General features: G+C 64.5%; 20 protein-coding genes. 11 read left to right on the top strand and 9 right to left on the bottom strand.

The window, feature by feature from the left end; translation table 11 throughout:
- Positions 1-71: 71 nt before the first annotated feature.
- From U0O11_RS17070 to tkt, 3 genes are all read right to left on the bottom strand, one after another.
- On the bottom strand, positions 72-1,235 hold the full coding sequence (locus U0O11_RS17070; protein ID WP_043335739.1) for a phosphoglycerate kinase: 1,164 nt from the start codon (positions 1,233-1,235) through the stop codon (positions 72-74).
- A complete protein-coding gene (locus U0O11_RS17065) occupies positions 1,232-2,341 on the bottom strand; it encodes a type I glyceraldehyde-3-phosphate dehydrogenase (RefSeq protein WP_324690859.1) in 1,110 nt (369 codons plus the stop codon). Before U0O11_RS17065 ends, U0O11_RS17070 begins: the two co-directional genes overlap by 4 nt.
- 462 nt (positions 2,342-2,803) lie before the next feature.
- Positions 2,804-4,798 (bottom strand): transketolase, encoded by a 1,995-nt coding sequence (tkt, locus tag U0O11_RS17060; RefSeq protein ID WP_043335737.1) that lies wholly within the window; start codon positions 4,796-4,798, stop codon positions 2,804-2,806.
- 508 nt (positions 4,799-5,306) lie between these two features.
- Here tkt and metK point away from each other — a divergent pair.
- The 3 genes from metK (at position 5,307) to U0O11_RS17045 (ending at position 8,589) form a co-directional block, all read left to right on the top strand.
- The gene (gene metK / locus U0O11_RS17055; protein WP_043335733.1) at positions 5,307-6,527 is read left to right on the top strand and encodes a methionine adenosyltransferase; all 1,221 of its coding nucleotides are present in this window, start codon (positions 5,307-5,309) and stop codon (positions 6,525-6,527) included.
- A 133-nt stretch (positions 6,528-6,660) separates the two neighbouring features.
- Positions 6,661-7,164 (top strand): M48 metallopeptidase family protein, encoded by a 504-nt coding sequence (locus tag U0O11_RS17050; RefSeq protein ID WP_324690856.1) that lies wholly within the window; start codon positions 6,661-6,663, stop codon positions 7,162-7,164.
- A 153-nt stretch (positions 7,165-7,317) separates the two neighbouring features.
- The gene (locus tag U0O11_RS17045) at positions 7,318-8,589 is read left to right on the top strand and encodes a cation:proton antiporter (protein WP_324690855.1); all 1,272 of its coding nucleotides are present in this window, start codon (positions 7,318-7,320) and stop codon (positions 8,587-8,589) included.
- Positions 8,590-8,688: 99 nt separating this feature from the next.
- Here U0O11_RS17045 and U0O11_RS17040 read toward each other — a convergent pair whose 3' ends face one another.
- Positions 8,689-9,444, bottom strand: coding sequence for an aspartate/glutamate racemase family protein (locus U0O11_RS17040; RefSeq protein WP_216061195.1), 756 nt, complete (start codon positions 9,442-9,444; stop codon positions 8,689-8,691).
- Positions 9,445-9,824: 380 nt separating this feature from the next.
- Here U0O11_RS17040 and U0O11_RS17035 point away from each other — a divergent pair, with 380 nt between their 5' ends.
- The 3 genes from U0O11_RS17035 to U0O11_RS17025 all read left to right on the top strand — a co-directional run bounded on the left by U0O11_RS17035 (position 9,825) and on the right by U0O11_RS17025 (position 13,832).
- Positions 9,825-11,300 (top strand): NCS1 family nucleobase:cation symporter-1, encoded by a 1,476-nt coding sequence (locus U0O11_RS17035; RefSeq protein WP_324690852.1) that lies wholly within the window; start codon positions 9,825-9,827, stop codon positions 11,298-11,300.
- A gap of 305 nt (positions 11,301-11,605) precedes the next feature.
- Positions 11,606-12,778 (top strand): GGDEF domain-containing protein, encoded by a 1,173-nt coding sequence (locus tag U0O11_RS17030; RefSeq protein ID WP_215823609.1) that lies wholly within the window; start codon positions 11,606-11,608, stop codon positions 12,776-12,778.
- Between the two features lie 178 nt (positions 12,779-12,956).
- Positions 12,957-13,832, top strand: coding sequence for a UDP-2,3-diacylglucosamine diphosphatase (locus U0O11_RS17025; RefSeq protein WP_324690850.1), 876 nt, complete (start codon positions 12,957-12,959; stop codon positions 13,830-13,832).
- Positions 13,833-13,835: 3 nt separating this feature from the next.
- Here the strand turns inward: U0O11_RS17025 and U0O11_RS17020 are convergent, their stop codons facing one another.
- A complete protein-coding gene (locus tag U0O11_RS17020) occupies positions 13,836-14,765 on the bottom strand; it encodes an AEC family transporter (protein WP_054556323.1) in 930 nt (309 codons plus the stop codon).
- A 371-nt stretch (positions 14,766-15,136) separates the two neighbouring features.
- On the opposite strand from U0O11_RS17020, the gene metF reads away from it, so the two are divergent.
- Together metF and sodC are read left to right on the top strand one after the other, a co-directional pair.
- Positions 15,137-15,988 (top strand): methylenetetrahydrofolate reductase [NAD(P)H], encoded by an 852-nt coding sequence (gene metF, locus U0O11_RS17015; protein WP_153636696.1) that lies wholly within the window; start codon positions 15,137-15,139, stop codon positions 15,986-15,988.
- A 159-nt stretch (positions 15,989-16,147) separates the two neighbouring features.
- Positions 16,148-16,717 carry a superoxide dismutase [Cu-Zn] SodC gene (sodC, locus tag U0O11_RS17010; protein ID WP_324690847.1) on the top strand — a complete coding sequence of 190 codons (570 nt, stop codon included), beginning with the start codon at positions 16,148-16,150 and terminating at the stop codon, positions 16,715-16,717.
- 105 nt (positions 16,718-16,822) lie between these two features.
- On the opposite strand, the gene U0O11_RS17005 is transcribed toward sodC, so the two are convergent.
- Both U0O11_RS17005 and prlC read right to left on the bottom strand, forming a co-directional pair.
- The gene (locus tag U0O11_RS17005; protein ID WP_043335719.1) at positions 16,823-17,074 is read right to left on the bottom strand and encodes a YheV family putative zinc ribbon protein; all 252 of its coding nucleotides are present in this window, start codon (positions 17,072-17,074) and stop codon (positions 16,823-16,825) included.
- Between the two features lie 180 nt (positions 17,075-17,254).
- Positions 17,255-19,303: an oligopeptidase A gene (prlC, locus tag U0O11_RS17000; protein ID WP_324690845.1), complete on the bottom strand. Its 2,049-nt coding sequence runs from the start codon at positions 19,301-19,303 to the stop codon at positions 17,255-17,257.
- 271 nt (positions 19,304-19,574) lie between these two features.
- Here prlC and U0O11_RS16995 point away from each other — a divergent pair, with 271 nt between their 5' ends.
- The 3 genes from U0O11_RS16995 (at position 19,575) to U0O11_RS16985 (ending at position 22,658) form a co-directional block, all read left to right on the top strand.
- A complete protein-coding gene (locus U0O11_RS16995; RefSeq protein ID WP_324690843.1) occupies positions 19,575-20,918 on the top strand; it encodes a sodium-dependent transporter in 1,344 nt (447 codons plus the stop codon).
- A gap of 197 nt (positions 20,919-21,115) precedes the next feature.
- Positions 21,116-21,658: a gamma carbonic anhydrase family protein gene (locus U0O11_RS16990; protein ID WP_043335714.1), complete on the top strand. Its 543-nt coding sequence runs from the start codon at positions 21,116-21,118 to the stop codon at positions 21,656-21,658.
- A 292-nt stretch (positions 21,659-21,950) separates the two neighbouring features.
- Positions 21,951-22,658, top strand: coding sequence for a metal-dependent hydrolase (locus U0O11_RS16985; protein WP_052384803.1), 708 nt, complete (start codon positions 21,951-21,953; stop codon positions 22,656-22,658).
- 63 nt (positions 22,659-22,721) lie between these two features.
- Here the strand turns inward: U0O11_RS16985 and U0O11_RS16980 are convergent, their stop codons facing one another.
- Both U0O11_RS16980 and U0O11_RS16975 read right to left on the bottom strand, forming a co-directional pair.
- Positions 22,722-24,257 (bottom strand): sigma-54-dependent transcriptional regulator, encoded by a 1,536-nt coding sequence (locus U0O11_RS16980; RefSeq protein WP_324690841.1) that lies wholly within the window; start codon positions 24,255-24,257, stop codon positions 22,722-22,724.
- Positions 24,254-26,653 (bottom strand): ATP-binding protein, encoded by a 2,400-nt coding sequence (locus U0O11_RS16975; protein WP_324690839.1) that lies wholly within the window; start codon positions 26,651-26,653, stop codon positions 24,254-24,256. The genes U0O11_RS16980 and U0O11_RS16975 overlap by 4 nt, the downstream gene beginning before the upstream one ends.
- Positions 26,654-26,677: the final 24 nt, after the last annotated feature.

Below are 26,677 nucleotides of genomic sequence, written 5' to 3'. Positions count from 1 at the left end.
CCCCGTCAGCTGACGGGGAGCGACCTTGTGGCCGTGACTCTAAGCCTGCGCCAATGAGGACACAGGCGGGTTCAGCTTGCTGCGGCTTCCAATGCCGCAACGGCCGGCAGTACCTTGCCTTCCACGTATTCGAGGAAGGCGCCGCCACCGGTAGAAATGTAGGAGACGCGCGACTCGACGTCGTACTTGTCGATGGCCGCCAGGGTGTCGCCACCGCCGGCGATGGAGAAGGCGTCGCTCTCGGCGATGGCCATCGCCAGCTGCTCGGTGCCGTTGGCGAACTGTTCGATCTCGAACACGCCGACCGGGCCGTTCCACAGAATGGTGCCGGCGTCCTTGAGCAGCGCACCGAAGCGCGAGGCGGTCTCCGGACCGATATCCAGGATCATCTCGTCGTCCTGGACGTCGGCGACGGCGCGCACGACGGCTTCGGCCTTGTCGGAGAACTCGGTGGCGACGACGACGTCGGTCGGCAGCGGGATCTCGACCTTGTCCATCAGCGCGCGAGCGGTATCGAGCAGGTCAGCCTCGTAGAGGGACTTGCCGACGTTGTAACCGGCCGCCGCGATGAAGGTGTTGGCGATGCCGCCACCGACGATCAGCTGATGGCACTTGTCGGACAGCGCCTTGAGCACGTCGAGCTTGGTGGAGACCTTGGAGCCGCCGACGATGGCGACCATCGGCGCACGCGGTGCGGCGAGTGCCTTCTCGAGGGCTTCCAGCTCGGCGGCCAGCAGCGGGCCGGCGCAGGCGTCCGGGGCGAAGCGTGCCACGCCATGGGTCGAGGCCTGGGCACGGTGCGCGGTGCCGAAGGCATCCATCACGTAGACATCGCACAGCGCGGCGTAGGCGCGGGACAGGGATTCCTCGTCCTTCTTCTCGCCCTTGTTGAAGCGCACGTTCTCCAGCAGCACGACCTCGCCTTCGGCGACATCCGGTGCCGTGTCGAGGTAGTCGTTGATCAGGCGCACCGGGCTGCCCAGCAGCTCGCCCAGATGTGCCGCGACCGGTGCCAGCGAGAACTGGTCTTCCGGCTCACCCTCGGTGGGGCGGCCCAGATGACTCATCAGCATCACGCGTGCGCCGGCGTCGCGTGCCGCCTTGATGGTCGGCAGGCTGGCACGGATGCGCGCGTCGCTGGTCACCTGACCGTCGCGGATCGGCACGTTGAGATCTTCGCGGATCAGCACACGCTTTCCGGACAGGTCGAGGGCGGTCATCGTTTGCACGTTCATGACGGGTTCCTTGGTCGTGAATCGGTGGAGAGAGCTTCCCTCGCCAGAGGCGTTGTCATCTCGCAGGCGTGCCAATGGGTGGCGACGTCCAGCATGCGATTGGCAAAGCCCCATTCGTTGTCGAACCAGCACAGCATCTTGATCAGCCGGCCGCCGGCAACACGGGTCTGGGTCGCATCCACGATACCCGAGCGCGGATCGTGGTTGAAGTCGATGGAAGCCGTCGGCTCCTCGCTCAATCCCATCAGGCCCTGCAGGCGTTGGGCGCAGGCCTCGCGCAGCAGGTCATTGACCTCATCCGCGCTCACGTCACGCTTCACCTCGATGGACATGTCCATGCAGGACACGTTGATGGTCGGCACGCGCAGGTGCAGACATTCGAAGCGTCCTTCCAGGTGCGGCATCAGGCGGTTGATGCCCTTGGCCAGGCCGGTGTCCACCGGCACGATCGAACTCATCGCCGAGCGCGTCAGGCGCAGGTCCGTCTGGTGGTAGGCGTCGATCACCGGCTGGTCGTTCATCGCCGAGTGCACCGTGGTGGTGACGCCGCGCTCCAGCCCGAAGGCCTCTTCCAGCACCGTCAGAATCGGAATCAGGCAATTGGTGGTGCACGACGCCGCCGAGACGATGCGCATGCCGCTGCCTGCCGGCCCCGCCTCGGCGGGGGCCAGCGCCGACTGGTTGATGCCGCACACGATGGTGGCATCGACATCGGCGTCGGTATCGCCGGGCTGGGAGAACAGCAGCCGGCCGGCGCCTGCCGCCAGATGCCGCTCGGCGGTGGCGCGGTCCTTGAAGCTGCCGGAGCACTCCAGCACCAGGTCAATCCCCAATGCCCGCCAGGGCAGGCAATCTGGATTGGCCTCGGACAGGATGTTGATCGCATGGCCGTTGACGACCAGCTGGCCGTCGCGCTGTTCCACCGTGCCGGGGAAGCGGCCGTGGGTGGTGTCGTAGCGGGTCAGATAGGTGATGGTGTCCAGATCTGACAGCTCGTTGATCGCGACCACTTCCAGCGGCAGTGCCTCACCGCGTGCTTCACGTTCTACCAGCGCTCTCAGCACACACTGACCGATGCGTCCGTAGCCATTGATGGCCACTCGCAAGGGAGCGTTTCCCTGGCGTCGGGACGCCTTGTCTCCCTGGGGAGCGTCGGCGGTGGGCAGAGGCGGTTGGTGGTTCAAGGATGTTGAGTTCCGAGTGTTTTTCAGGGGGTCCATGGTAGCGCATCGCTTTGCTGGGCGGAGGGAGCGAAAGGCGCGCAAGCGCCTGATTTCTGGTTTTTTTCGTCTAAGGACACGTAGTCACACTACCCAACTGGAGGGGTTGTGTAGTCGCCGTCTGCGCTGTCTTTCGTGGGCATGATCGCCGGAGAATGACCGCTCATGCAGGATGAATCGTGTCATCAAGCCGCGACTCGTGTGAGCCACGTCGACTACAGGCGACAGCCGGTGACGCTTGAGGGCTCCTCGAGTGTCGCACAGACGAAAACGCCGCCGCTCCCAGCGGGAGGCGGCGGCGTCGATCTGCATCCCACTCCGTCATCGACGGGGTGGGTCAGGCGGTGATCAGCCCAGCAGCTTGTTGGCGCGTTCGACCACGTTCTCGACCGTGAAGCCGAAGTGCTTGAACAGGTCGCCAGCCGGCGCGGATTCCCCGAAGGTCTCCATGCCGATGATGTCGCCGTTCAGGCCGACATACTTGAACCAGTAGTCACGATGACCGGCTTCGATCGCCACGCGTGCGGTGACGGAAGACGGCAGCACGGATTCGCGGTATTCCGCGTCCTGCGCATCGAACAGGTCGGTGGCCGGCATGGACACGACACGCACGGCGCGACCGGCGGCTTCCAGCTCGGCGGCGGCATCCATCGCCAGGCCGACTTCGGAGCCAGTGGCGATCAGGATCACTTCCGGCTGGCCGTTGGCGGCGTCCTTCAGCACGTAACCGCCACGGCTGATGTTGGCCAGCTGGGCCTTGTCACGGTTCTGGTGCGGCAGGTTCTGACGCGACAGGATCAGCGCGGTCGGGCCGGAGTGACGCTTGATGGCTGCATCCCATGCCGCCGCGGTTTCCACGGCATCCGCCGGACGCCAGGTGGACAGGTTCGGCGTGGTGCGCAGGCTGGTCAGCTGTTCGATCGGCTGGTGCGTCGGGCCATCTTCGCCCAGACCGATGGAGTCGTGGGTGAAGACGTAGACGGCCTGCTGACCCATCAGGGCGGCCATGCGAACGGCGTTGCGCATGTATTCCATGAAGATCAGGAAGGTCGCGCCGTAGGGGATGAAGCCGCCGTGCAGACCGGCGCCGTTCATGATCGCGCCCATGCCGAATTCACGCACACCGTAGTGCAGGTAGTTGCCGCTGAAGTCTTCGCGGGTGATCGCCTGGGCGCCCTTCCAGAAGGTCAGGTTGGACGGGGCCAGGTCGGCACTGCCGCCGAGCAGTTCCGGCAGCTGCGGGCCGAGCTGGTTCAGGCACTCGAAGGACGCCTTGCGCGAGGCCGGGCTGTCGCCGGCGGCCTGGGCATCCTCGATCATCTTCTCGCTGGTCAGGGCGTGCGGCAGCTTGCCTTCCAGACGACGGGTGAACTCGGCGGCCAGTTCCGGGTGTGCTTCGGCGTAACGGGCGAAGCGTGCATCCCAGTCGCTCTCGAGCTTGGCGCCACGCTCGCTGGCGTCCCAGCCCTGATAGATGTCTTCCGGAACGTGGAAGGGTGCGTGGGTCCAGCCCAGCTTCTCGCGGGTGGCAGCGACTTCGTCGTCACCCAGCGGTGCGCCGTGGCAGGACTCGGTGCCTTCCTTGTTCGGGGAGCCGAAGCCGATCACGGTCTTGCAGATGATCAGACTCGGCTTGTCGTCGTGGCTCTTGGCCAGGGCGATGGCAGCGTTGATCTCTTCCGGCTTGTGGCCGTCGACGTTGGAGACGACGTGCCAGCCGTAGGACTCGAAACGCTTGGCGGTGTCATCGGTGAACCAGCCTTCGACTTCGCCATCGATGGAGATGCCGTTGTCGTCATACAGGGCGATCAGCTTGCCCAGACCCAGGGTGCCGGCCAGCGAGCCGACCTCGTGGGAGATGCCTTCCATCATGCAACCGTCACCCAGGAAGCACCAGGTGGTGTGGTCGACGACGGTGTGACCCGGACGGTTGAACTGCGCCGCCAGTGTCTTCTCGGCGATCGCCATGCCGACGGCATTGGCTAGACCCTGACCCAGCGGGCCGGTGGTGGTCTCGATGCCCGGCGCGTAGCCGTATTCCGGGTGACCGGCGGTCTTGGCGTGCAGCTGGCGGAAGTTCTGCAGGTCTTCAAGGCTCAGCTGATAACCCGAGAGGTGCAACAGGGAGTAGAGCAGCATGGAGCCATGGCCGTTGGACAGCACGAAGCGGTCACGATCGGCCCAGTTCGGGTTGGCCGGGTTGTGCTTGAGGTGGTCGTTCCAGAGCACTTCAGCGATGTCGGCCATGCCCATGGGGGCGCCGGGGTGGCCAGACTTGGCCTTCTGAACGGCGTCCATGGAAAGTGCACGGATGGCGTTGGCCAGGTCAAAACGGGAAGGCATGCAGTAGCTCCTCGCCTGCGGGCGTCAAGAGTGGGGCAATGAATCACGGCGTGCTGCGCCGGACGCTCAGTGCATCCCGAGAGCCAGGGCATGCTGCTGCCTGGGTCTCCTTCAGGACTGTGCGCCTGAAACAGTGCGCCGGAAAGGACAGTGCGTCGCGTGAACCTTGTACGCGCGGACTCGCGTCCGAGCGTGATCTCCGGGCGGGTATTGTCACCGAGATGACAGGGCGCGGCAAATCGCATCCGGGATGTGCGCTCGTCCAAAGGTGGCAACGGCTTATTACCCTGTGTGCAGCGCTTGTCGCAAAAAGGTCTCGATTGGACGGCCCCACGGGCCCCATTGCGCTAGGAACTCACATAAGTGGCGTGTAAACTCGCCCCCCCGAGGCTCAACCGCCCGTGTTGAGCTTCATCGTGCGCCGCAAGCGTGTTTCTACTCGGTCGTCAACGCAGTCTGCCGTCAGTGGCCGAATCATCCCCGCATCCGAAAAGAGGGTCGAGGACCAATGAGCGAATACTCACTCTTCACATCCGAGTCCGTGTCCGAAGGGCATCCGGACAAGATTGCCGACCAGATTTCCGACGCCGTGCTCGATGCCATCATCGCGCGCGACAAGCAGGCACGCGTCGCGTGCGAAACGCTCGTCAAGACAGGCGTTGCCATCGTGGCCGGTGAGATCTCCACCAGCGCGTGGGTGGATCTCGAGGAGCTGGTACGTCGTGTCATCACCGATATCGGCTATACCTCTTCCGACGTCGGCTTCGACGGCGAGACCTGTGGTGTCCTCAACCTGATCGGCAAGCAGAGCATCGATATCGCCCAGGGCGTCGATCGCACCAAGCCGGAAGATCAGGGCGCGGGCGACCAGGGCCTGATGTTCGGCTACGCCACCAACGAGACCGACTCCTTCATGCCGGCGCCGATCCACTACGCCCACCGTCTGGTGGAGCGTCAGGCGGAACTGCGCAAGAACGGCATGCTGCCGTGGCTGCGTCCGGATGCGAAGAGCCAGGTCACCTTCCGCTACGACGAAGCCGGCAAGCCGGTCGCCGTCGAAGCCGTCGTGCTGTCGACCCAGCATGACCCGGAAGTGTCCCAGGAAGACCTGCGCGCGATGGTCAAGCGCGAGATCATCGAGCAGGTGCTGCCGGCCGAGTGGCTGTCCGAGACCACCGAATACCACATCAACCCGACCGGCAACTTCGTCATCGGTGGCCCGGTGGGTGATTGTGGTCTGACGGGTCGCAAGATCATCGTCGACACCTACGGCGGCATGGCCCGTCACGGTGGTGGCGCCTTCTCCGGCAAGGACCCGTCCAAGGTCGACCGCAGCGCCGCCTATGCCGGTCGCTACGTGGCCAAGAACGTCGTCGCCAGCGGCCTGGCCGACAAGTGCGAGATCCAGGTCTCCTACGCCATCGGTGTCGCCGAGCCGACCTCCGTCTCGATCAACACCTTCGGCACCGGCAAGATCAGCGATGCCAAGATCGTCGAGCTGGTGCGCGAGCACTTCGACCTGCGTCCGTACGCCATCACTACCATGCTGGACCTGGCGCACCCGATGTATCAGCTGACCGCTGCCTACGGCCACTTCGGTCGTGAGCCGTTCGAGCACAGCTACAGCTGGACCGACGTGAGCGGCGAGCAGAAGACCGAAACCTTCACCGCCTTCCCGTGGGAAAAGACCGATCGTGCCGCTGGCCTCAAGGCTGCCGCTGGCCTGTAAATTCGCCAGCTCGACAGGCCTGGCAGGTGGCGGACGTCTCGCCCCTCGCTTTCGGCGCCATGACAAGAAAACCCGCCTCGGCGGGTTTTCTTGTCTCTGGCCCTCCTTCGGACAGCAACAGGAGAGATGCCCAGTGGCTGATCTACGCTATCTCAAGGGCTACGCCCCCGAAATCCAACAGCAGGCGAGTGAACTGCTGGCGTCGGGCAAGACGGCAGCCTTCTTTCTCGGCAAGTATCCCGAGCCTCATCAGCTGCAGGGGGCGCGGGCGCTGCATGACTACACCATGGCGCTGAAGAATCGGTATCTGCGCAGCTCGGCGCCGATCAGCAAGGTGATCTACGACGACCGGATTCACGTCATCGACAACGCCCTGGGGCTGCACACCTTCGTGTCGCGGGTGCAGGGCAACAAGCTCAAGGCCAAGAACGAGATCCGTATCTCGTCGCTGTTCCGTCGCCTGCCGGAGCCACTGCTCAACATGATCGTGGTGCATGAACTGGCGCATCTGCGCGAGAAGGCCCACGACAAGGCGTTCTACCGGCTCTGCTGTCACATGCAGCCGGAGTATCATCAACGTGAGTTCGAGCTGCGTTTCTATCTCTGCCACCGTGAACGCCACGGCGATCTCTGGTAGCCGCGCTCCGTTCTGGTAGCCATGAGCCGCTCTGGACAGTCACGCTCAGCTCAGACAGCCACGCGGCCGCTCACGCGACAGAAGAACTGGAAAGAATGACAAGGACGTCATGCCATCAGGGGTATCGGCGCCACTGCAAAGGACCGTTTTCGGATGCTCAATCTCGCTGCACTGTTCATCACCATCACTGCCGTGTGCATGTGGTTCAATCATCGCGTCCTGCGCCTGCCGCCGACCATCGGCGTGATGGCCATCGGCCTGGTGCTGTCGCTGGGCGTGATCGGGCTCGATCACTTCGCGGTGACCACCGTCGTGGCCGATACCGCGGAAGACTGGCTGGGGCGCATCAATTTCAACAGCCTGCTGATGGACGGCATGCTGTCCTTCCTGCTGTTCGCCGGCGCGCTGCACGTGGACCTCTCGCGCCTCAAGGCCTATCGGCGCTCCATCGGCCTGCTGGCCACGCTGGGCGTGCTGATCTCGACGCTGGTGATCGGCTCCGCCGCCTGGTGGCTGTTCCAGTGGGCCGGTATCGAGGTGCCCTACCTGTATTGCCTGGTGTTCGGTGCGCTGATCTCGCCCACTGACCCGATCGCCGTGCTCGGCATCATGCGCAGTGCCGGCGCGCCTGCCGACATGGAGATCCGCATCGTCGGCGAATCACTGTTCAATGATGGCGTGGCGGTGGTGCTGTTCACCGCGCTGCTGAGTGCGGCGTCGGCCGGCAGCGGCGAGGTCGAGCTCGGCCACATGGGGCTCTTGTTCCTCGAGGAAGCCGGCGGCGGCATCCTGCTCGGGCTGGCGCTGGGCGCGCTGGTCTACCAGCTGATGCGCAGCATCGACCAGTATCAGGTCGAGGTGATGCTGAGTCTGGCGCTGGTGCTGGGCGGCTATGCGCTGGCCTCGGCGCTGCATGTCTCCGGCCCCATCGCGATGGTGGTGGCGGGGCTGATCATCGGCAACATGGCGCGTGATGGCGCCATGTCCGACAACACTCGCCGCTATCTGGACGGCTTCTGGGAGCTGGTCGACGAGATTCTCAACGCGGTGCTGTTCGTGCTGATCGGCCTCGAACTGGTACTGATGCCGATCACGCTGACCTCGATCGGCATCGCGCTGGTGCTGGTGGCGGTGATCCTGCTCTCGCGCCTGGCGCTGATCGGTCTTCCGCTGAGCCTCTTGCGCCGCTGGTACACCTTCCGCCCCGGCACCACGCGCGTGCTCACCTGGGGTGGCCTGCGCGGCGGCATCTCGGTGGCGCTGGCACTGGCGATTCCCGAAGGCGACTTCCGCGAGCCGCTGGTGGTCACCACCTACATCATCGTGCTGTTCTCGATCCTCGTGCAGGGGTTGAGCATCGGCAAGCTGGTGATGGCGGTGGTCGGCGATCGCAGCCACGCGGGAGAGTCGAACGACAAGCACTGAGTCAGAGTCGGCCAAAGCAAACGCCCCTTCACTGACAGCAGTGAGGGGGCGTTTTCGTTTCGGTCGCGAGGCGCCAGCCAAGGGCAGTTCGCCTGCGAGTCAAAGGGCCGCCAGGCCCCGGGCAAAGACACCGCTGAGAGGTTTCACCTCACCCGCTTGCTTCGCGCGAGCGACAGCGGGCTGGCGCATCAGGGTCAGCAGCAGGTCGCGCCCCGCCAGCAGCGGGTCGACCACCGGCAGGCCGATCTCTGACGCGATGGCATCACGCAGCGGCCCCATCGCAGCGCAGCCCAGCACGATGCTGCCGGCACCGCTGGCTCTGGCGTGTTCACAGCTCACCAGCAATGGCGCGGGGGGAGTGCGCGCCTCGGACAACGCCAGCACCGGTACGTCGCATGCCAGCAGCGCCTTGCACAGAGGGCGCATCGCATAGCGCTCCAGCAGCTGCTCGGACATCGGCAGCGTGCTGGTCATGCTGGTGACGATAGCAAAGGAGGGAGCCGCCAGCGTGGCCATGTGCATGGCGGCCTGGGCGATGCCGATCACCGGCACGGGGCTCAGTTCACGGGCGGCCTCGAGGCCGGGGTCACCGAAGCAGGCCAGCAGATAGCCATCGGCGGGCGGGGTCTCCAGCAGGCCCTCACGATCACGGGCGATCAGCGCCAGCAGCGCGACCACCGCCATGGCTTCCTCGACGGCGGTCTCGATGCTGGGGGCGCCATGCTCGGCAGTCAGCACCTCGAGGTGGACGTCCCGGGCGAGCTGCCGTTGCAGCGAGTGCGCCATCTGCTGGCTCATCGCCTGGCTGGTGTTGGGATTGATGACCTTGAGACGCAACATGGCGGGCTCTCTCATGATGGTGGGCTCGTGATGGACTTTCGCGTGACGGCGCGCGCCGGATGCAGGGCCGTGCGAGCGGAGCACACAAAACACGAGCAGCATCCGTGCCAGTCCGGTAACACCTGCTGGCGCAACGTTCGTTTCATTGGCGGTGCGCTGCTGTGGTGCATATGGCTAATACAGCGGAAGTTGATGGTGCCTGATGTCTCAGGAGTTGCCACGCACATGACGTTGCTGGCAGGGGTGTCACGCAGATCGGGCCTTGGGGAAAACGCTTGGAGTTTGAAAATCCGCAACAAGTGTTTCACTGGCACGCTTGTTGATAAGGGGAGGGTATGGCGAGGCATGACGCCTCGTGACTGGCCCATGGCCCACAAGCCCCTCTGGAGACAACAATGACACCCCAGACTCCCCCTGATCTGAGCAACGCGAGCAAGCGGCTCATCAATGAGGACCTCGCCCCCTGCGAGCAGAACTGGAACTGGTACAACATCTTCTCGTTCTGGATGTCCGATGTGCACAGCGTCGGTGGCTACGTCTTTGCCGCCAGTCTGTTCACCCTGGGGCTGGCCAGCTGGCAGATTCTGGTCTCGATGCTCGTTGGCATTCTGGTGGTGCAGGTGTTCGCCAATCTGATCTCGCGGCCCAGCCAGCAGACGGGAGTGCCCTTCCCGGTGGTCTGCCGTCAGTCCTTCGGCATCTATGGTGCCAACATTCCGGCGATCATCCGCGGGCTGATCGCGGTGGTGTGGTACGGCATCCAGACGTATCTGGCGGCGCATGCCTTGATGCTGGTGCTGCTGCGCTATGTGCCGTCGCTGGAAGGGCTGACCGAGACCCAGCTGTTCGGGCTCTCGCAGCTGGGCTGGTACTGCTTCCTGTTCATGTGGGTGCTGCAGGCGCTGGTGTTCTGGTGGGGCATGAATGCGGTGCGCCGCTTCATCGATTTCGCCGGGCCAGCCGTCTATGTGGTGATGTTCGCGCTGGCGGGCTGGATCGTCTGGCAGGCCGGCTGGGACAACATCAGCTTCACGCTGGGCAGCAAGACGCTCTCTGGCAGCGACGCCCTGTGGCAGATGGTGATCGCCGCGGCGCTGGTGGCGGGCTACTTCGCGGGGCCGACGCTCAACTTCGGGGACTTCTCGCGCTACTGCGCTACCCCCGGGGATGTGAAGCGCGGCAATTTCTGGGGCCTGCCGGTCAACTTCCTGCTGTTTGCCGTCATCACCGTGGTGGTGGTGTCCGGCACGCAGCCCATCTTCGGCGAGATGCTGCATGACCCGATGGAGACCGTCGCCCGCATCGACAATGGCGTCGCGGCAGCGCTGGGCATCCTGACCCTGGTGCTGGCGACCATCGGCATCAACATCGTGGCCAACTTCGTGTCCCCGGCGTTCGACTTCTCCAATGTGGCACCGTCACGCATCAGCTGGCGCATGGGCGGCATGCTCGCCGCCGTCGGCTCCATCTTCATCACGCCGTGGAATCTGTTCAACAACCCGGAGATCATCCAGTACACCGTGGGCATCCTCGCCGCAGCCATCGGCCCGGTGTATGGCGTGATCCTGTTTGACCACTATCTGGTCAACAAGGGCGGCATCAACACCAAGGCGCTGTTCACCGACAGCGCGGAAGGCGAGTACTTCTTCGAGAAGGGCGTCAACGTCGCGGCGGTCAAGGCGCTGCTGGTCTCCTCGGCGGTGACGCTGATCATCAGCTTCCTGCCGCTGGGCGACATCACCCACTTCACGCTGTTCATCGGCGGGCTGATGGCGGCAGGGCTTTATGGCGTCTTCTCGGGGTACTGGCTGGGAGATGCCGCCTCTGCACGCATCTATGTGCCGGCCGGGGTGCGCCAGAAGATGTCATGACGCTCAGGCCGTGAGCTGGGCGTGAGCTGGCCATGACCTGGCATTGCCTTGGCTTTACCTTCAGCGCCCTGCTGTCGCCACCGATATGGATGACGACAGCAGGGCGCTTTCGTTCGTGTTGCCGGCACATTCTTGTTGCCGACACCTCTTTGCCCTTGCTTCGCCTGGCCGGCCTGATGACACAGCACATTGTTCTATCAGGCAGACGGTATTCTTGCGTTTACTGATCAACTCTTTATTCCAGTGAGGTGTGCTCTGCGCGCGGTGTAACATTGGTTGATGCTACCGAGTGTCGAGGATGGAACATGCTGCTTCATGAACATCTGATATTGCCGGGCAGGGACGGTTCGGATATCGAAGCGCAGCACTATCGCACGCGAATCAACAATACCTTCATCATGTTCGCCATGGCGTGCTTCGCCTGCTTCCTGCTGTTTGACTATTTCCAGGTGCCGTCTGCCTGGCAGGCGTTGTGGGTGGGGCGGCTGATCATCTTCCTCTGCTGCCTGCTGTGCATCCTCCAGCTGCGCCGCGGCGGCGTGCATTCGGACAAGATCCTGCTGGCCGGGGCGATACCCGCCAATCTGTTCTTCTGCTTCGGTGCCGCGCTGATTCCGGATGCACTGACGCTGACGTTGTGGAACCTGAGTTTCTCGACCTGCATGCTGATCGCCATGCCCGCCTGGCTGGTGTGGGGCTGGCGCTACCAGCTGGCCAGCAGCCTGCCGCTGATACTGTGTTATGTGCCCATCTATGTGTGGCTGAGTCCCTTGTCGTTGACGACATTGGCCGGCGCTGGCGGTGCCTACATCCTGGGGACCCTCTTCATCGCGCCGGCACTGGCGCATGCCCGAGCCTCGACCTTCCATCGCACCATCCGGCTGCAGCGCACGCTGGAGGCGCGCAATCTCGAATTGCACGACATGAATCAGCGGTTGCTCACCCAGCAGAACGAGCTGGAATACCGCGCCAATCATGATCTGCTGACGGGGCTGCCCAACCGTCGTTTCGGCTTTGATTTTCTCGAGCGGATGCTGGCCGAGAGCACGAGCACTCGGCAATGCATGTCGATCCTGTTCGTGGATGTCGATCGCCTGAAGCACGTCAACGACAGTTTCGGGCACGCCGAGGGCGATCGCCTGATCCAGCTGGTGGCTCGGAGTGTCGCCCAGGCGGCCGGTGAAGACGGGCTGGCATGCCGCCTGGGTGGCGATGAATTCCTGGTCGTGATGCCTGGTGCCTGTGATATGGCCAGCCAGCAGGCGACGACCCAGCTGATGCGCCATCTTCAGGAGCAACGTCTGGAGCAGCAAATCCCCTTCCCGGTCGAGGTCAGTATCGGGCGCGTCACCCACGACCCGGTATTGCAGGGCGATGTGGATGTCGATGATCTGATCCATATCGCGGATGACCGCATGTATCGTCAGAAGCGCGCTCGGCGGCGGGCCATGGCGGGCGCCAACGACCCTCAGGCGTAAAAAAGCCCGCGATCTTCCCCTCATTCATGCTGCAAGTGATTGATGGCAATGGCTGTCATCGCTTTTTCATGTCGCTGTTACGGGTATGTCATCGCCTCCCCTCAGTCTTGCTGGGCAACGACAGGGGCCATCTGCGCCTCGCCTGTCGATTCCGCCTGGCAACCCAGAGGTGACTGACATGACCGCTCCGCAATCGGCTCCCCGTGCTGAAATGCCGCCTGCTTCCGACGCTCTCGGTCAGGTTCGCACGCTGTTCATCTCCGATGTGCATCTGGGAACCCCGGACTGCCAGGCGGCGCTGCTTGCGAAGCTGCTGCGTCGCGTGCGCCCCGAACGCCTGTATCTGGTCGGCGATATCGTCGACCTGCTGGCGATGCGCAAGCGTGCGGTGCTCGACAAGGACCAGCAGGCGCTGGTGGCGCGGGTGCTGCGTCTGGCGCGCAGTGGCTGTGAGGTCATCTACATTCCCGGCAATCATGATGCCGCCTTCCGTCGCCTGTGCGGCCTGAAGCTGCACAACGTGAGCATCGAGCGGCGCGCGATCCATACCACCGGCAGCGGTCGTCGCCTGCTGGTCTCCCACGGCGACGAATTCGACACCCATGTGCGCATCGCGCCGTGGCTGCTCAAGCTGGGCGATGGCATGCACGGCTTCATCCTGTCGCTCAATCGCTGGTGCAACCGCGCGCGTGGCATGTTCGGGCTGCCGTACTGGTCGCTGGCCAGCGCGCTCAAGCGTCGTAGCGGCACCGCCCAGCGCTATGTGGCCCAGTTCGAGGAAGCCGCCATGCGTCAGGCGCGTCTCGAAGGGCTGGATGGCTATGTCGGGGGGCATATCCACCAGGCGGGCTTCCGGGTCGAGGAAGGCGTGCTCTACTGCAACGACGGCGACTGGGTCGAGCACTGCACCGCGTTGGCGGAAGATGCCGAAGGCGCGCTGCACCTGATTGACTGGCAGGGTCAGATCCTCGAGACGGCGCCGCGCCATCTGATGCCGCGTCCGGCGCCGGCCGCGACGCCCGACGCCGTCACGCCCGAGATGGCTGGCGCCTGAGCCTCACCCCAGGCCGCTGATCGCCAGCATCCATGACAGATACAGCGGGATGATCAGCGGCGCCGCCAGGGTGGTCAGCATCACCGCGATCGCGCCCTTGGCCGGCTGGATATTCAGCTCGATGGCCAGCACGACCACATTGGCGGCCATCGGCACCACGCCCAGCAGCAGCAACACCTGCGCCAGCACCGGGTCGAGGGCGAACAGGCTACCCAGTAGCATCACGCTGCCCAGACTCAGCAGCGGCCACATCACGAAGCGCAGGCCGGTCGCGGCCAGAATGAAGCGCGGGTCGATCTCGCGCAGGCTGACACCGCCCAGCGTCATGCCGATGATCATCATGCCCAGCACCGTGTAGCTGTACTTGAAGTAGTCGAGTCCCTCCATCACCGCCCCCGGTACCTCGAGCCCCAGCGTCCCCACCAGCAGGGCGGCCAGAAAGGCGTAGATCAGCGGCAGACGCACGATCTTGACCAGACTCTGGCGCATCGAGAACTGCCCGCGCGCACTGACGTAGAAGCCCAGCGTGAACTCATACAGCGTGATGCCGAGCAGGCAGAACAGGTACTGGGTCACGCCTTCCGGCGGCAGCAACAGCATCGCGACCGGCAGGCCGAAGTAGCCGGTATTGCCGGTGCCGGAGGAGAAGGCGAGCAGGGCGGCTTCCTGCGGCGGGAAGAACTTCGCGGCCAGCGGGCGCACCAGCAGGCAGATGCTGCTGGCCAGCGAGAACAGCCCCAGCGTCAGGCCCAGATCACTCAGCGATGGCTCGCCGAGCACCAGCCCGCGGAAGAAGGTCAGCGGCGCGATCACGTAGATCAGCAAGGTGGCGATGGGGCGCGGGTCGATCGCGAGGCGGCGTGCGCAGAGGGCGCCGAGGGCGACGAAGGTGATCAGCATCCAGAGCGGTTGCTGCAGATCGATGTGGTCCATCACGGTTCCTTGTGAAGCGTCATTGTCCTTTTGGCTCATCATGCCGTGTGGCCCCTGTCAGCGTCATCCCATGAATGACGCTCATTGCGTCTTTCCTTGATCCGGCTACGCATCGCGTGGTTGCGCGGCTGGTGAGGGCCAGGACGCCACTGTCAGCAATGGTTATAAACACGCACTTTCTTATATGAATGGTATTGAAGTTGAGGCGAAAACCTTTCATTGGCCGGGGTCGGCGGCGGCGGTCAGAATGCTCGACATGCAGTACAGGGGCGGTGGCGTGACGCGCCGGACGTGTATTGCTGCACGCGCACCGCGAAGTGTGCGGCGATAACGACATCAATGCCGGACACGACGACCACGAGGGCCGCCCCATGAGTGCAAGCGAACATCCGTCAGGGATCAGCTTCGAATTCTTCCCGCCGAATACCGAGGCCGGGCGTGAAAAGCTCAAGGGGGTTCGCGATCAGCTGGCGGCGCTGGAGCCGGAGTTCTTCTCCGTCACCTATGGCGCGGGTGGCTCCACGCGTGAGCGCACCTTCAACACCGTGCAGTCGGTCAGCGCCAGCGGCATCTGCACCGCGCCGCACCTGTCGTGTGTCGGCAGCGACCGCGGTGAGCTGCGCGAGATCCTGGCGCAATACCGCGAGCAGGGCGTCAAGCGCCTGGTGGCGTTGCGCGGGGACCTGCCCTCCGGGATGGGCTCGCGCAGCGAGCTGCGTTACGCCAACGAGCTGGTCGAGTTCGTGCGCGAGGAGACCGGCGATCACTTCGAGATCGCGGTGGCGGCCTATCCGGAGTGCCATCCACAGGCCGACAACTACCACAGCGATCTCGAGAACTTCGCGCGCAAGATGCAGGCCGGCGCCGATATCGCCATCACCCAGTACTTCTTCAATGCCGATGCCTACTTCCACTTCGTGGAGCGCGCGCGTGCCGCCGGCATCCAGCAACCGATCATCCCGGGGATCATGCCGATCACCAACTACACCCGACTGGCGCGTTTCTCCGATTCCTGCGGGGCGGACATCCCGCGCTGGCTCCGCCGGCAGCTCGAGAGCTATGGCGATGACAGCGAGAGCCTCCAGGCCTTCGGCACCGAGGTAATCTCGCGCATGAGTCAGCGTCTGCTGGATGGCGGCGCGCCGGGCCTGCATTTCTATACCCTCAATCAGGCCGAGCCGTGTCTCAAGGTGCTGGAAAATCTGGGGATCTCTTCTCGTTGAGTCACGCGCGCCGGGTGTGCGCGACAAGTAATTGGAAGAGCGGCATTGAATGTGGCGTCGCTCGCCCTGAGGTCTGACGGGTAGCCGCTTGTGACAGCGGCCCGCAAGCCACTCAAGGCGTCGGCAGTGACGCCGGCCTCAGTGATGGAGAGATTGCTCATGAATCACGAGACACAGCACACGGCATCCTTTACGACCTCTTCCAGAAAGCCCCTCAAGACCGCCGCGACGGTGGCGCTCGGCGCCTGGTTGTTCGGCGGCGTCGCCCAGGCCGCCACCGAGGTGGAAATGCATCGCGTCAGCAGTGATGGCGTCGGTGAGTCCGTCGGCAGTGTCATGGCCGAGGATACCGATGATGGTCTGCTGCTGACGCCGAAGATCGAGGGGCTCGAGAGCGGCATCCACGGCTTCCACCTGCATGCCAATGCCAGCTGCGAACCGGCCGAGAAGGATGGCGAGACCGTCGCCGCGGCCGCGGCAGGTAGCCACTTCGATCCAGAAGAGACCGGTACCCACCAGGGCCCCTACGGTGATGGCCACCTCGGTGACTTTCCGGCGCTGAGCGTCGATGCCGATGGCAAGATCGCGCTGCCGGTGCTGGCACCGCGCCTCAAGGAAAGCGATCTCAGCGGCCATGCGCTGATGATCCATTCCGGCGGTGACAACTACACCGATACGCCCAAGCTGGGCGGTGGTGGCTCGCGCGTCGCCTGCGGTGTGGTCGACTGAACGATGGTCGACTGGTCTGTGGTCAACTGAACCACCTGCCGAGATGACATGAAAAAGCCCCGCCAATTGGCGGGGCTTTTTCATGTCGCTGCGCTACAGCAGATGTTAGTGCAGCTTGCCGGGGTCCAGAATGCGCACCGGCTGAACCTCATCGCTTGCCGGCGTCTCGCGGGGGTCGCTCACGCGCGTGGAGATCTCGGCGAGGGTCGGCGGTTCCTCGATGGCTTGCTGTTCGAAGAAGTCGCAGGACACGCAGTCACGGTAGCGGGTCTCGTTCTGCTCCCAGGTACGCAGGCGGTCCATTGCTCCGCAGCGCGGGCAGACGGCACCGGCGATGAAGCGCTTGATGGTAGACATGGTGCCTCCAGTCAGGGTCAGGGTAGGTCTGGCAATCCCGCCTCGGGCGGATGATGCGCCATATGATACGCCCCCGACCGGTAAAGGTCAGGGGCGCATGGTCTGTGGCATACGATCCGTAGCGTAAGCTCAGCGGCTCGTGGTCAGGCTTGCGCCATCACGAGACGGGGCGAGGCGAGATCAGGCCGCCTGGGCACCGATGCCGGAGTGACGCAGCAGGGCATCGACCTGCGGGTCACGGCCACGGAAGGCGCGGAACAGCTCGGCGGCGTCACGCGAGCCACCGCGTGCCAGTACCTCGTCACGGAAGCGTTGGCCGGTGGCGGTATCGAAGACCGCGCTTTCCTCGAAGGCACTGAAGGCGTCTGCCGACAGCACCTCGGCCCACTTGTAGCTGTAGTAACCCGCGGCGTAACCGCCGGCGAAGATATGGCTGAAGCCATTCTGGAAGCGATTGAACTCGACCGCCGGTACCACGGCGACCTTGCTGCGCACCTCGTCGAGCAGTGCCTGGACATCGCTGGCCGACGGCTTGTCGAGCTCATGATGCAGGCGGAAGTCGAACAGCGAGAACTCCAGCTGGCGGACCATGGTCATCGCCGCCTGGAAGTTGCGGGCTGCCTGCAGGCGCTCGAGCATGTCATCGGGCAGACGCTCGCCGGTGTCGACGTGACGTGCGATCAGATCCAGCCCTTCACGCTCGTAGCAGAAGTTCTCCATGAACTGGCTGGGCAGCTCGACGGCGTCCCAGGCCACGCCGTTGATGCCGGAGACTTCGGCGACTTCCTGACGGGTCAGCATGTGATGCAGGCCGTGACCGAACTCATGGAACAGCGTGACCACTTCATCGTGGGTCAGCAGTGCCGGGCGATCGCCCACCGGGCGGGTGAAGTTGCAGGTCAGGTAGGCGACCGGCAACTGCAGGCTGCCATCCTCGCGGCGGCGACGCACGCGGCACTCATCCATCCAGGCACCGCCACGCTTGCCTTCACGCGCGTAGAGGTCGAGATAGAAGCCGGCGATCGGGGTGTCATTCTCGATCACCTCGTAGTAGCTGACGTCCTCGTGCCATACCGGCACTTCGCGCTGCTTGAAGGTGATGCCGTAGAGGCGGTTGACGACCTCGAACAGCCCGTCGATGGCCTGCGGCGCCGGGAAGTAGGGACGCAGCTGCTCCTGATTGATCGCGTAGCGCGACTCGCGCAGCTTCTCGCTGGCATAGCCGACATCCCACGGCTGCAGGTCGTCGATGCCGAGGCTCTCGGTGGCGTAGGCCGCCAGCTCGTTGAACTCTTCACGCGCCTGCGGCACGGCGCGGGTGGCGAGGTCATCCAGGAAGGCGATGACCTGCGCCGGTGAGTCGGCCATCTTGGTCGCCAGCGACAGTGAGGCGTAGTCGTCGAAGCCGATCAGTGCGGCCAGCTCCTGACGCAGGGCCAGAATCTCCTCGATCACCGGACCGTTGTCGAATTCACCGGCGTTGGGGCCCTTCTCCGAGGCGCGCGTGACGAAGGCGGTGTAGACCTCCTCGCGCAGCTCGCGGTTGTCGGCATAGCTGAGCACCGGGAAGAAGCTCGGGAAGTCCAGGGTGATGCGATAGTCTTCCAGGCCCTTGGCTTCGGCATTGGCCTTGAGCGCTTCAAGGCCGCTTTCCGGTACGCCCGCCAGCGCCTCTTCGCCGACATCCTTGTGCCAGGCCTGGGTGGCATCCAGCACATGGTTGGAGAAGGTGTTGGAGAGCTCGGACAGGCGCGCCTGGATCTCGCCGTAGCGCTGCTTCTTGTCTTGCGGCAGATCGACACCGGCGAGACGGAAGTCGCGCAGGCTGTTGGTGATCGCCTTCTGCTGGGCTTCATCGAGGCTTGCGAACTCATCGCTGTCCGCGAGGCGCTGATAGGCCGCGGCCAGGTCGCTGTTCTGACCCACCCAGGTGGAGTAGGCCGACAGCTTGGCGAGACAGGCCTGATAGGCCTCACGCAGCTTGGGCGAGTTCATGGTCGAGTTGAGGTGCGAGACCGGCGACCAGGCCTGGCTCAGGCGATCACCCAGTGCTTCCAGCGGCGCGGCGAAGTTGTCCCAGCGCGTGTCATCGCGAGTGGCCTCGATCAGGCGCTCGATCTCCTGCTGGTTGTGCTCCAGCAGCTCGCTGATCGCGTCCTCGACATGCTCGGCCTTGAGGGTGTCGAAGGGGGGCAGGGTGTTGCGTTCCAGCAGGGGATTGATCGACATCATGTACCTCGCGTCATTCGGGTGGGCGGCAGCGGTGAGCGGTAAAGGAGAACTTGCGCATCGATTGCGCCGTGAAAACGGCGTCACCGCTGCCGCGGGGATACCTAGAATGTGAGGCCTCGGCGCGTGTTATTCAATCTATCGCCTCGATAGGCGGGCGTTGCCACGCGCATGTCGCATTGGCCGAGACCGGTACGGCTGCTATCTTGCTGGCCTTGGCCCCTGAGTGGGGCCCGTATCCTTCCCCCGTACCGAGACCACGAGAGCAGACATGAGCGAAACCACCGAACGCTGGGGCAGTCGCCGAGCCTTCATTCTGGCCGTGACCGGGGCCGCCGTAGGGCTGGGCAACATCTGGCGCTTCCCCTACATGACCGGCGAGAACGGCGGTTCCGCGTTTCTGCTGCTGTATATCGGTTTCGTGCTGTTGCTGGGCCTGCCGGTGATGATGGCCGAGATCATGATCGGCCGCGCCGGACGTCGCGGACCGATGCAGGCGTTGGCCCATCTGGCCGTCAGCGGTGGACGCACCCCGCACTGGCGCTGGCTGGGGTTGTTCGGTGCCATCACCATGTTCTTCATCCTGTCGTTCTACTCGGTGGTCTCCGGCTGGTCGATCGAGTATCTGGTCGATTCGCTGAAGGGTGACTTCAGCGGCATGAGCCCGCCGGAGATCGGCGCTTCCTTCGGTACCTTCCTGGAAGACCCGGTCACGATGACCTTCAACCACACCGTCTTCATGCTGATGACGATGAGTGTGGTGGCCGCCGGTATCTCTTCCGGTCTCGAGCGGCTCAACAACCTGATGATGCCGCTGCTCTATGTGCTGTTGCTGGCGCTGGCGGGTTACAGCATCAGCACGCCCGGCTTCGGCCCCGCGCTGAGCTGGCTGTTCATGCCCAATCCGAGTGCCATCACGCTGGACGTGATGCTCAATGCCATGGGGCATGCCTTCTTCACTCTGGCGGTCGGTGCCTGTGCTCTGATGGCCTACGGCGCCTACATGCCGGAGCGCCAGAGTCTGCCGACGGCCGCGATCGCCGTGGCGGCACTGGATATCGGTGTGGCGCTGCTGGCGGGTATCGCCATCTTCGCGGCGGTCTTCAGCCAGGGCATGGACCCGGCCTCCGGCCCCGGCCTGATGTTCGTCAGCCTGCCGATCGCCTTCGCCAATCTGCCGGGCGGCAGCGTGCTGCTGGCGCTGTTCTTCCTGCTGTTGCTGCTGGCGACCTGGACCAGCTCGATCAACATCGCCGAGCCCATCGTCGAGGTGCTGGAGGGCTGGGGGCTCAAGCGTCGCCACGCGGCACTGGTGGTCGGTGTCTCGGTGTGGGCGATGGGGCTGTTGTCGGTGCTGTCCTTCTCGAGCCTCAAGGACGTGCACGTGCTGGGCGAGATGAATGTCTTCGATGCGGTGACGACGATTCCGCCGGACTTCTTCCTGCCGATCGGCGGGCTGCTGATCGCCATCTTCGCGGCCTGGGTGATGCCGCAGAATCGTGCGCTGGCAGGCCTCGGCACCTCGCGTGGCTTCTTCCGCACCTGGCGTTGGGTACTGCGCTGGATCTCGATTCCGCTGGTTGTCGTCGTGCTGGGCTGGAGCTTCTTCAAGTAATTCCGCTTGCGCCATCGGTACGTGAATCTTGCGTTGAGTCAGCGCACGGCGTGGCGCGATGCGTGGGGCATGGCGAGCCTGCAAGCGGGGCGTCGGGACGGGGTGTCGAAAACATCGCAACGCGAGTCAGGCTGTTGCGCTATTGGCATCCCGGTGTTTGGCGCAGTAGGCTGGTTGCCTAATTCAGGAGGTAAGGCATGAGCATTAGATCCTTCAAGGGCCTGACGCCGCGACTGGGCGAGCGGGTTTTCGTCGATCCGGCCAGTGTGGTGCTGGGTGATGTCGCCCTCGGGGATGACAGCTCGGTATGGCCGCTGGCGGTGATTCGTGGCGACATGCACCGTATCCGCATCGGTGCGCGTACCAGCGTGCAGGATGGCGCGGTACTGCATATCACCCACGCCAGTGATTTCAATCCGGGCGGCTACCCGCTGGAAATCGGCGATGACGTCACCATCGGTCACAAGGCCGTGCTGCATGGCTGCACCATTCACGACCGCGTGCTGGTCGGCATGGGCGCCATCGTGATGGACGGCGTGGTGGTGGAAGATGAAGTCATCATCGCGGCGGGTGCGCTGGTGCCGCCGGGCAAGCGCCTCGAGGGTGGGCATGTGTATGCCGGCAACCCGGCCAAGGCACTGCGCCCCATCAAGGACAGTGAACGTGAGTTCTTCACCTATTCGGCGGTGAACTACGTCAAGCTGAAGGATCAGCATCTGGCCGAAGACTACGTCGACTGAATCTTCCTCGCACAGAGCGGCAGACGCAGCAATGATCACTCCCCCGTTGGCTCAGGCCGGCGGGGGAGTGCTCGTTTCAGGGCCGGATTCTCCACAAGCCAGGGGCGGATTTGCCGCAAGCCAGAGTCGGTTTTCCACGAGCTTAAGAAGGCAGATGTGGCAGTGGTGCGTACAAACCAGGACAAGCCATTGTTTTTCATGAAATGCTTGCGTCATAATCTGGACGTATATCCAGTGCCAGCGTGTGGCGTCTGGTCCAGTGACATCGTCGAGGGCTCGCGACCCGTATTTCATGGCCAATTTTCGTACCCATATCACCGTAGCGGCCTTTGCCGGCGGCATCGTCGCGGCGGCGGGCTGGCAGGGCGGCCTTTGGTCGCTGGCGGAGGGGGTTCCGCTGGCGAGCCTGACCACCTTCGGCGGTATCCTGCCGGATATCGACTCCGACAACTCGCGCGCCATCCGTATCCTGTTCACGCTGTTTGCGGTACTGGCGACCATGGCCTGCGTGCTGTTGCTGCAGGACCGCCTGCTGGCGGGGCCGCTGATGATGGCAGGCGGCGCCACCTATCTGGGCGTGCGCTATGTGGCCAGCGCCATCTTCAAGCGCTTTACCGTCCATCGCGGTATCTGGCACTCGCTGCTGGCGTCACTGCTGTGCTCGCTGGGCGTGACGGCCGCCAGCCTGCATGTGCTGGGTCAGAGTGAAGAGCAGGCCTGGTGGCAGGGCGCGGCCCTGTTGTTCGGCGCCATGATTCATCTGTTGCTCGATGAGATGTACAGCGTCGACATGGTCGGGGCACGCCTGAAGCGCAGCTTCGGCACCGCCTTCAAGCTGTTCGATTATCGTGAGCCGGGCAACTCGCTGGCGATGGTGGCAGTGATCGCCGCCATGACGCCCTGGCTGCCACCATTGTCGGTACTGGTGGACATCATGCATCTGCAGGGGCCGCTGTCCGTGTTCGGCGCAGGCCTGTCACGGCTGATGGCCGGCGTCTGATGCCGTCTGGCTGAAGGCCGGCGCGAATCTCAGCTGCTGTTGTGATGCCTTGGTTGTGATGCATCAGGCACGATAGGGCTCGGCGCTCAGGCCGTGCTTCTTGAGCTTGTCGTAGAGCGTCTTGCGCGGCAGGCCCAGCCGTTCGCAGGCCATCACCACCTGACCTTTGCTGGCCGCCAGGGCCTCGCGAATCAGCGCGGCCTCGAACGCCTCCATGCGCTGCGGCAGCGATTGCGCCTGGGTGGCTGCCTTGACGTTGTGCTCCAGTTCCCCCAGCTCGCCTGATTCCCTCGGTGCGCCTGATGCATGCCGCTCGCCCGTGCCGGCGATGATGCCTTCTCTGTCCGCCTCTCTTGCGGCTTCCGCGCTGTTCACGGCCGGGCCACTCGTGCCCGCGGTGAGCGGTCGCCCTTCCGCCATGCTGTCGCCGATGTTGCCCTCCAGCCCGCCCAGCAGCACATGGCGTTCTGCACAGTTTCTCAGTTCACGCACGTTGCCCGGCCAGTCATGCGCCAGCAGTGCCTGCAGGGTGGTGGCGTCCAGTGGCGGGACTTCCAGACTGGTGCGTTCGCTGGCCAGAATCGCGAAGTGCCGGAACAGCTGCAGGATATCCTCGGCATGCTCGCGCAGTGGCGGCAGATACAGCGTGACCACGTTCAGGCGGTAGTAGAGGTCTTCGCGAAACTCGCCGGCGCTGGCCGCTTCACGCAGATCCCGCTTGGTGGCGGCGATGACGCGAATGTCGATGGGGCGTGGCGTATTGCTGCCGAGCCGCTCGATGCTGCGCTCCTGCAGCACCCGCAACAGCTTGATCTGCAACGACATCGGCATCGATTCGATCTCATCGAGAAACAGGGTGCCGCCGTCGGCGTGTTCCAGCTTGCCGATGCGGCGCTCGCTGGCACCGGTGAAGGCACCTTTCTCATGGCCGAACAGTTCCGATTCGATCAACGTCTCCGGCATGCCGCCACAGTTGAGTGCCACGAAGGGCTTGCTGGCGCGGGCACTGCGCTCGTGCAGACAGCGGGCGACACGGTCCTTGCCGGCGCCGGTCTCGCCATACAGCAGGGTGTCGGCATCGACCGCCGCCAGGCGTGATACCTGAGCATCCAGGCGCTGCATGATGTCACTGCTGCCGACCAGTCTGGGGCCGGCGCTGTTGCGCTGGGTATCCAGCTGTTCGCGCAGCGAGCGGTTCTCCAGCGTCAGCCGGCGGGCGGCCACCGCACGCCGCACGCCATCGAGCATGCGCTCGCGATCGAAGGGCTTCTCGATGAAATCCCAGGCACCGGCCTGCATGGCCGCGACGGCGGTATCGATGTCGCCATGCCCCGTCATCACGATCACCGGCAGCTCGTCATCCACGGCATGCGCCGCGTGCAGCAGGCTCAGGCCATCCATGCCCGGCATGCGAATGTCCGTGATCACCACACCTTCGAAGGGCGCTTCGGCGCGCAGGATCGCCAGTGCCTGCTCGGCACTGGCCAGCGGGCGAGTGCGGTAATCGGCCAGCATCAGACTCTGGCTCAGGCTGTCGCGCAGGTGCGGTTCGTCATCCACCACCAGCACCTGCATGTCGGTATTCGTGACGTCGCTCATGACGGCTCCTGTGAATGGTTGGCGGTGGGTGGCATCGGGGGTTGTGAGGGCATAGACGGTTGTGAGGGCATCGCCAGTGAGGGCATCGAGAGTGCCGGCAGCGTCAGCCGGAACAGTGCGCCGCCCAGCGGCGAGGGATGCGCCTCGAGGGTGCCGCCGAGGTCGGCGACGATACGCGCGCTGATCGATAACCCCAGCCCGAGTCCCTGGCCGTCGGCGCGCTGGGTATAGAAGGGTTCGAACACGCGCACCAGTTGCGATGGCTCAAGGCCGGGGCCGTTGTCGTGGACTTCCAGCACGACCTGATTGCCGGCGCTGCCCGCTTGCTCATGCAGGTTGAGCTGGATGCTGGGGGGCTCCGTGCGCTCGGGGGGCATGTCGGCCAGCGCATCCAATGCATTGCCGATCAGGTTGACCAATACCTGCTCCAGACGTACCGGCTCGGCGCGCACCCGGGCCAGCTTTGGACTCGCTTCGCGAATGAGGGCCACGCCGAGTGCCTCGCAGCGTGCATGCAGCAGGCGCAGGGCGTAGTCGAGGCTGGTGGTGAGATCGATGGCCTCCAGGCGGTCACCGCTCTTGCGTGAGAACTGACGCAGCTGTGCGCTGATCTCGCCCATGCGCTGGGTCAGCTCGGTGATCTGGCGCAGATTGCTCTCGACCTGGGAGGTCTGGGCGCGGGCGAGGAAGGCGGTCGCGTTCTCGGCATAGGCGCGGATGGCGGCCAATGGCTGATTGAGCTCGTGATTGATGCCGGCGGCCAGTTCCCCCAGTACCGCCAGCTTGGCGGTCTGGATCAATTCATCGCGCGTCTCGCGCAGCTCGCGTTCGGCGCGGGTGCGCTCCTCGACTTCGGCACTCAGGCGCGTGTTGCTGGCGGCGAGGTCGCGGGTGCGCTCGACCACCCGTTGCTCGAAGGCATCGCGTGCCTGGGCGAGCTGTTCGGCCTGGGCACGGCGTTCGCTGACATCGAAGACCGTGACCAGCCAGCGCGGACCGTTGGGACTGGGCAGCGGCGAGCAGGAAAGCTCCAGTGGCACCGCGACACCCTCGCGCAGGCCATGCACTTCCAGCGGCCCGACGGAGCGGGCCTGGGTCAGGCGGTCCAGCAGGTGGCGCTCGGCCGGCAGGAAAAGCTCGCGCAGATCACGCCCTTCACGGGCGCTGGGCTGGCGGGATGAGTCTTCCGGTGAGGCATCGGCACTCAAGGGCGAGCCGAACAGCGCGATGGCCGTCGGATTGAGATACACCAGCCGGACCCGCTCATCGAGGATGCACAGGCCAGCCTGAGTGCGGTCGATGATGCCGCGCACCCGTTGCTGGCTGCTGGCGAGATTCTGGCGCTCGCGCTCGGCGAACAGGCGACGCTCACGCAGGATGCGCAGTCGCTGCCAGCCCAGCCCTGCCAGCAGACACAGCAAGGCATAGCCACCGGCCGCGAGTCCGGCCGCTTGCCAGATGCCGCTGCGCAGCGGTGCCAGTGGCTTGAGCACATGCAGGCGCCAGCCGATGTCCGGCAGTGGCTGGGACAGGCTCAACCAGGCGTGCTGCCAGAGATCCCCCGGTGTCAGCTGCAACAGCTCGATGGAGGTCGTGTCGCGGCGCGACTCAAAGGGCGGGCCCAGCAGCTCCGGCAGCGCCTCGCGGTGATGCAGGCGCAGCGGGCGCAGGCGCTGATTGGCATAGCGCTGGGTGTCGAGCAGCCGGTTGCGTGTCTCCTCGCTGAGTGGCTCCAGCGTGCGCAGTACCCGCTGCGCCTGGCTGGCAATGAAGATCACGCCATGCGGATCAGTGACCATGATGTCGGCATTCTGGTCGAGCCACGCCGCCTCCAGCGCCTCTATCTGCACCTTGACCACGGCCACGCCACGTCGCCCCTGGGGGCTGGTGACGGCAGCGCTGAAGAAGTAACCGCGCTCACCGGAGCTGGTGCCCAGCCCGTAGAAGCGCCCCTCGCCGCCGTTGATGGCGTCTTGCCAGTAGGGGCGGAAGCGATAGTTCTGGCCGATGAAGGTATTGGCGGAACGCCAGTTGCTGGCGGCGATGGTGGTGCCGGTGTCATCGACCAGGTAGAGGTCCGAGATGCCGGCCAGCTCACGCATGCGGTCCAGGCGCTGATTGAGCGCCACTTCCGCGCTGGGATCTTCTGGGTGATCCAGAAAGTCGCGCAGCTGGTCATTTTCTGCCACCAGTCTGGGCAGATAGGCGTGGCGATTCAGCTGACCACGCAGGCTGGCGGCGGTCAGACGCAGTTCGTTGTCTGCCTCATGCCCCAGGCGCTCCAGCCCTTGGCTGCGCGCCATCGAGACCGCCTGCCATACGCACAGCATCAGCCCCAGCGGCAGCACGACCGCCAGTACGAGACGCCACAGCTGGGGCAGGCGCGTGTCCTTCATCGGCAAGCCTTCATGTTCAGGCCC

This window comes from Cobetia sp. D5 (assembly GCF_035666195.1).
GTDB classification, from domain to species: Bacteria; Pseudomonadota; Gammaproteobacteria; order Pseudomonadales; family Halomonadaceae; genus Cobetia; species Cobetia amphilecti.
Note: the sequence above shows the minus strand (reverse complement) of the source record. Positions and strands in the feature narration are given on the sequence as shown.

Bases quoted from the DNA above. Each gene is read 5' to 3' on its own strand.
- U0O11_RS17070 (WP_043335739.1), bottom strand. From the start codon at position 1,235: ATGAACGTGCAAACGATGACCGCCCTCGACCTGTCCGGAAAGCGTGTG.
- tkt (WP_043335737.1), bottom strand. From the start codon at position 4,798: ATGCCTTCCCGTTTTGACCTGGCCAACGCCATCCGTGCACTTTCCATG.
- metK (WP_043335733.1), top strand. From the start codon at position 5,307: ATGAGCGAATACTCACTCTTCACATCCGAGTCCGTGTCCGAAGGGCAT.
- U0O11_RS17045 (WP_324690855.1), top strand. From the start codon at position 7,318: ATGCTCAATCTCGCTGCACTGTTCATCACCATCACTGCCGTGTGCATG.
- U0O11_RS17040 (WP_216061195.1), bottom strand. From the start codon at position 9,444: ATGAGAGAGCCCGCCATGTTGCGTCTCAAGGTCATCAATCCCAACACC.
- U0O11_RS17035 (WP_324690852.1), top strand. From the start codon at position 9,825: ATGACACCCCAGACTCCCCCTGATCTGAGCAACGCGAGCAAGCGGCTC.
- U0O11_RS17030 (WP_215823609.1), top strand. From the start codon at position 11,606: ATGCTGCTTCATGAACATCTGATATTGCCGGGCAGGGACGGTTCGGAT.
- U0O11_RS17025 (WP_324690850.1), top strand. From the start codon at position 12,957: ATGACCGCTCCGCAATCGGCTCCCCGTGCTGAAATGCCGCCTGCTTCC.
- U0O11_RS17020 (WP_054556323.1), bottom strand. From the start codon at position 14,765: ATGGACCACATCGATCTGCAGCAACCGCTCTGGATGCTGATCACCTTC.
- metF (WP_153636696.1), top strand. From the start codon at position 15,137: ATGAGTGCAAGCGAACATCCGTCAGGGATCAGCTTCGAATTCTTCCCG.
- sodC (WP_324690847.1), top strand. From the start codon at position 16,148: ATGAATCACGAGACACAGCACACGGCATCCTTTACGACCTCTTCCAGA.
- U0O11_RS17005 (WP_043335719.1), bottom strand. From the start codon at position 17,074: ATGTCTACCATCAAGCGCTTCATCGCCGGTGCCGTCTGCCCGCGCTGC.
- prlC (WP_324690845.1), bottom strand. From the start codon at position 19,303: ATGTCGATCAATCCCCTGCTGGAACGCAACACCCTGCCCCCCTTCGAC.
- U0O11_RS16995 (WP_324690843.1), top strand. From the start codon at position 19,575: ATGAGCGAAACCACCGAACGCTGGGGCAGTCGCCGAGCCTTCATTCTG.
- U0O11_RS16990 (WP_043335714.1), top strand. From the start codon at position 21,116: ATGAGCATTAGATCCTTCAAGGGCCTGACGCCGCGACTGGGCGAGCGG.
- U0O11_RS16985 (WP_052384803.1), top strand. From the start codon at position 21,951: ATGGCCAATTTTCGTACCCATATCACCGTAGCGGCCTTTGCCGGCGGC.
- U0O11_RS16980 (WP_324690841.1), bottom strand. From the start codon at position 24,257: ATGAGCGACGTCACGAATACCGACATGCAGGTGCTGGTGGTGGATGAC.
- U0O11_RS16975 (WP_324690839.1), bottom strand. From the start codon at position 26,653: ATGAAGGACACGCGCCTGCCCCAGCTGTGGCGTCTCGTACTGGCGGTC.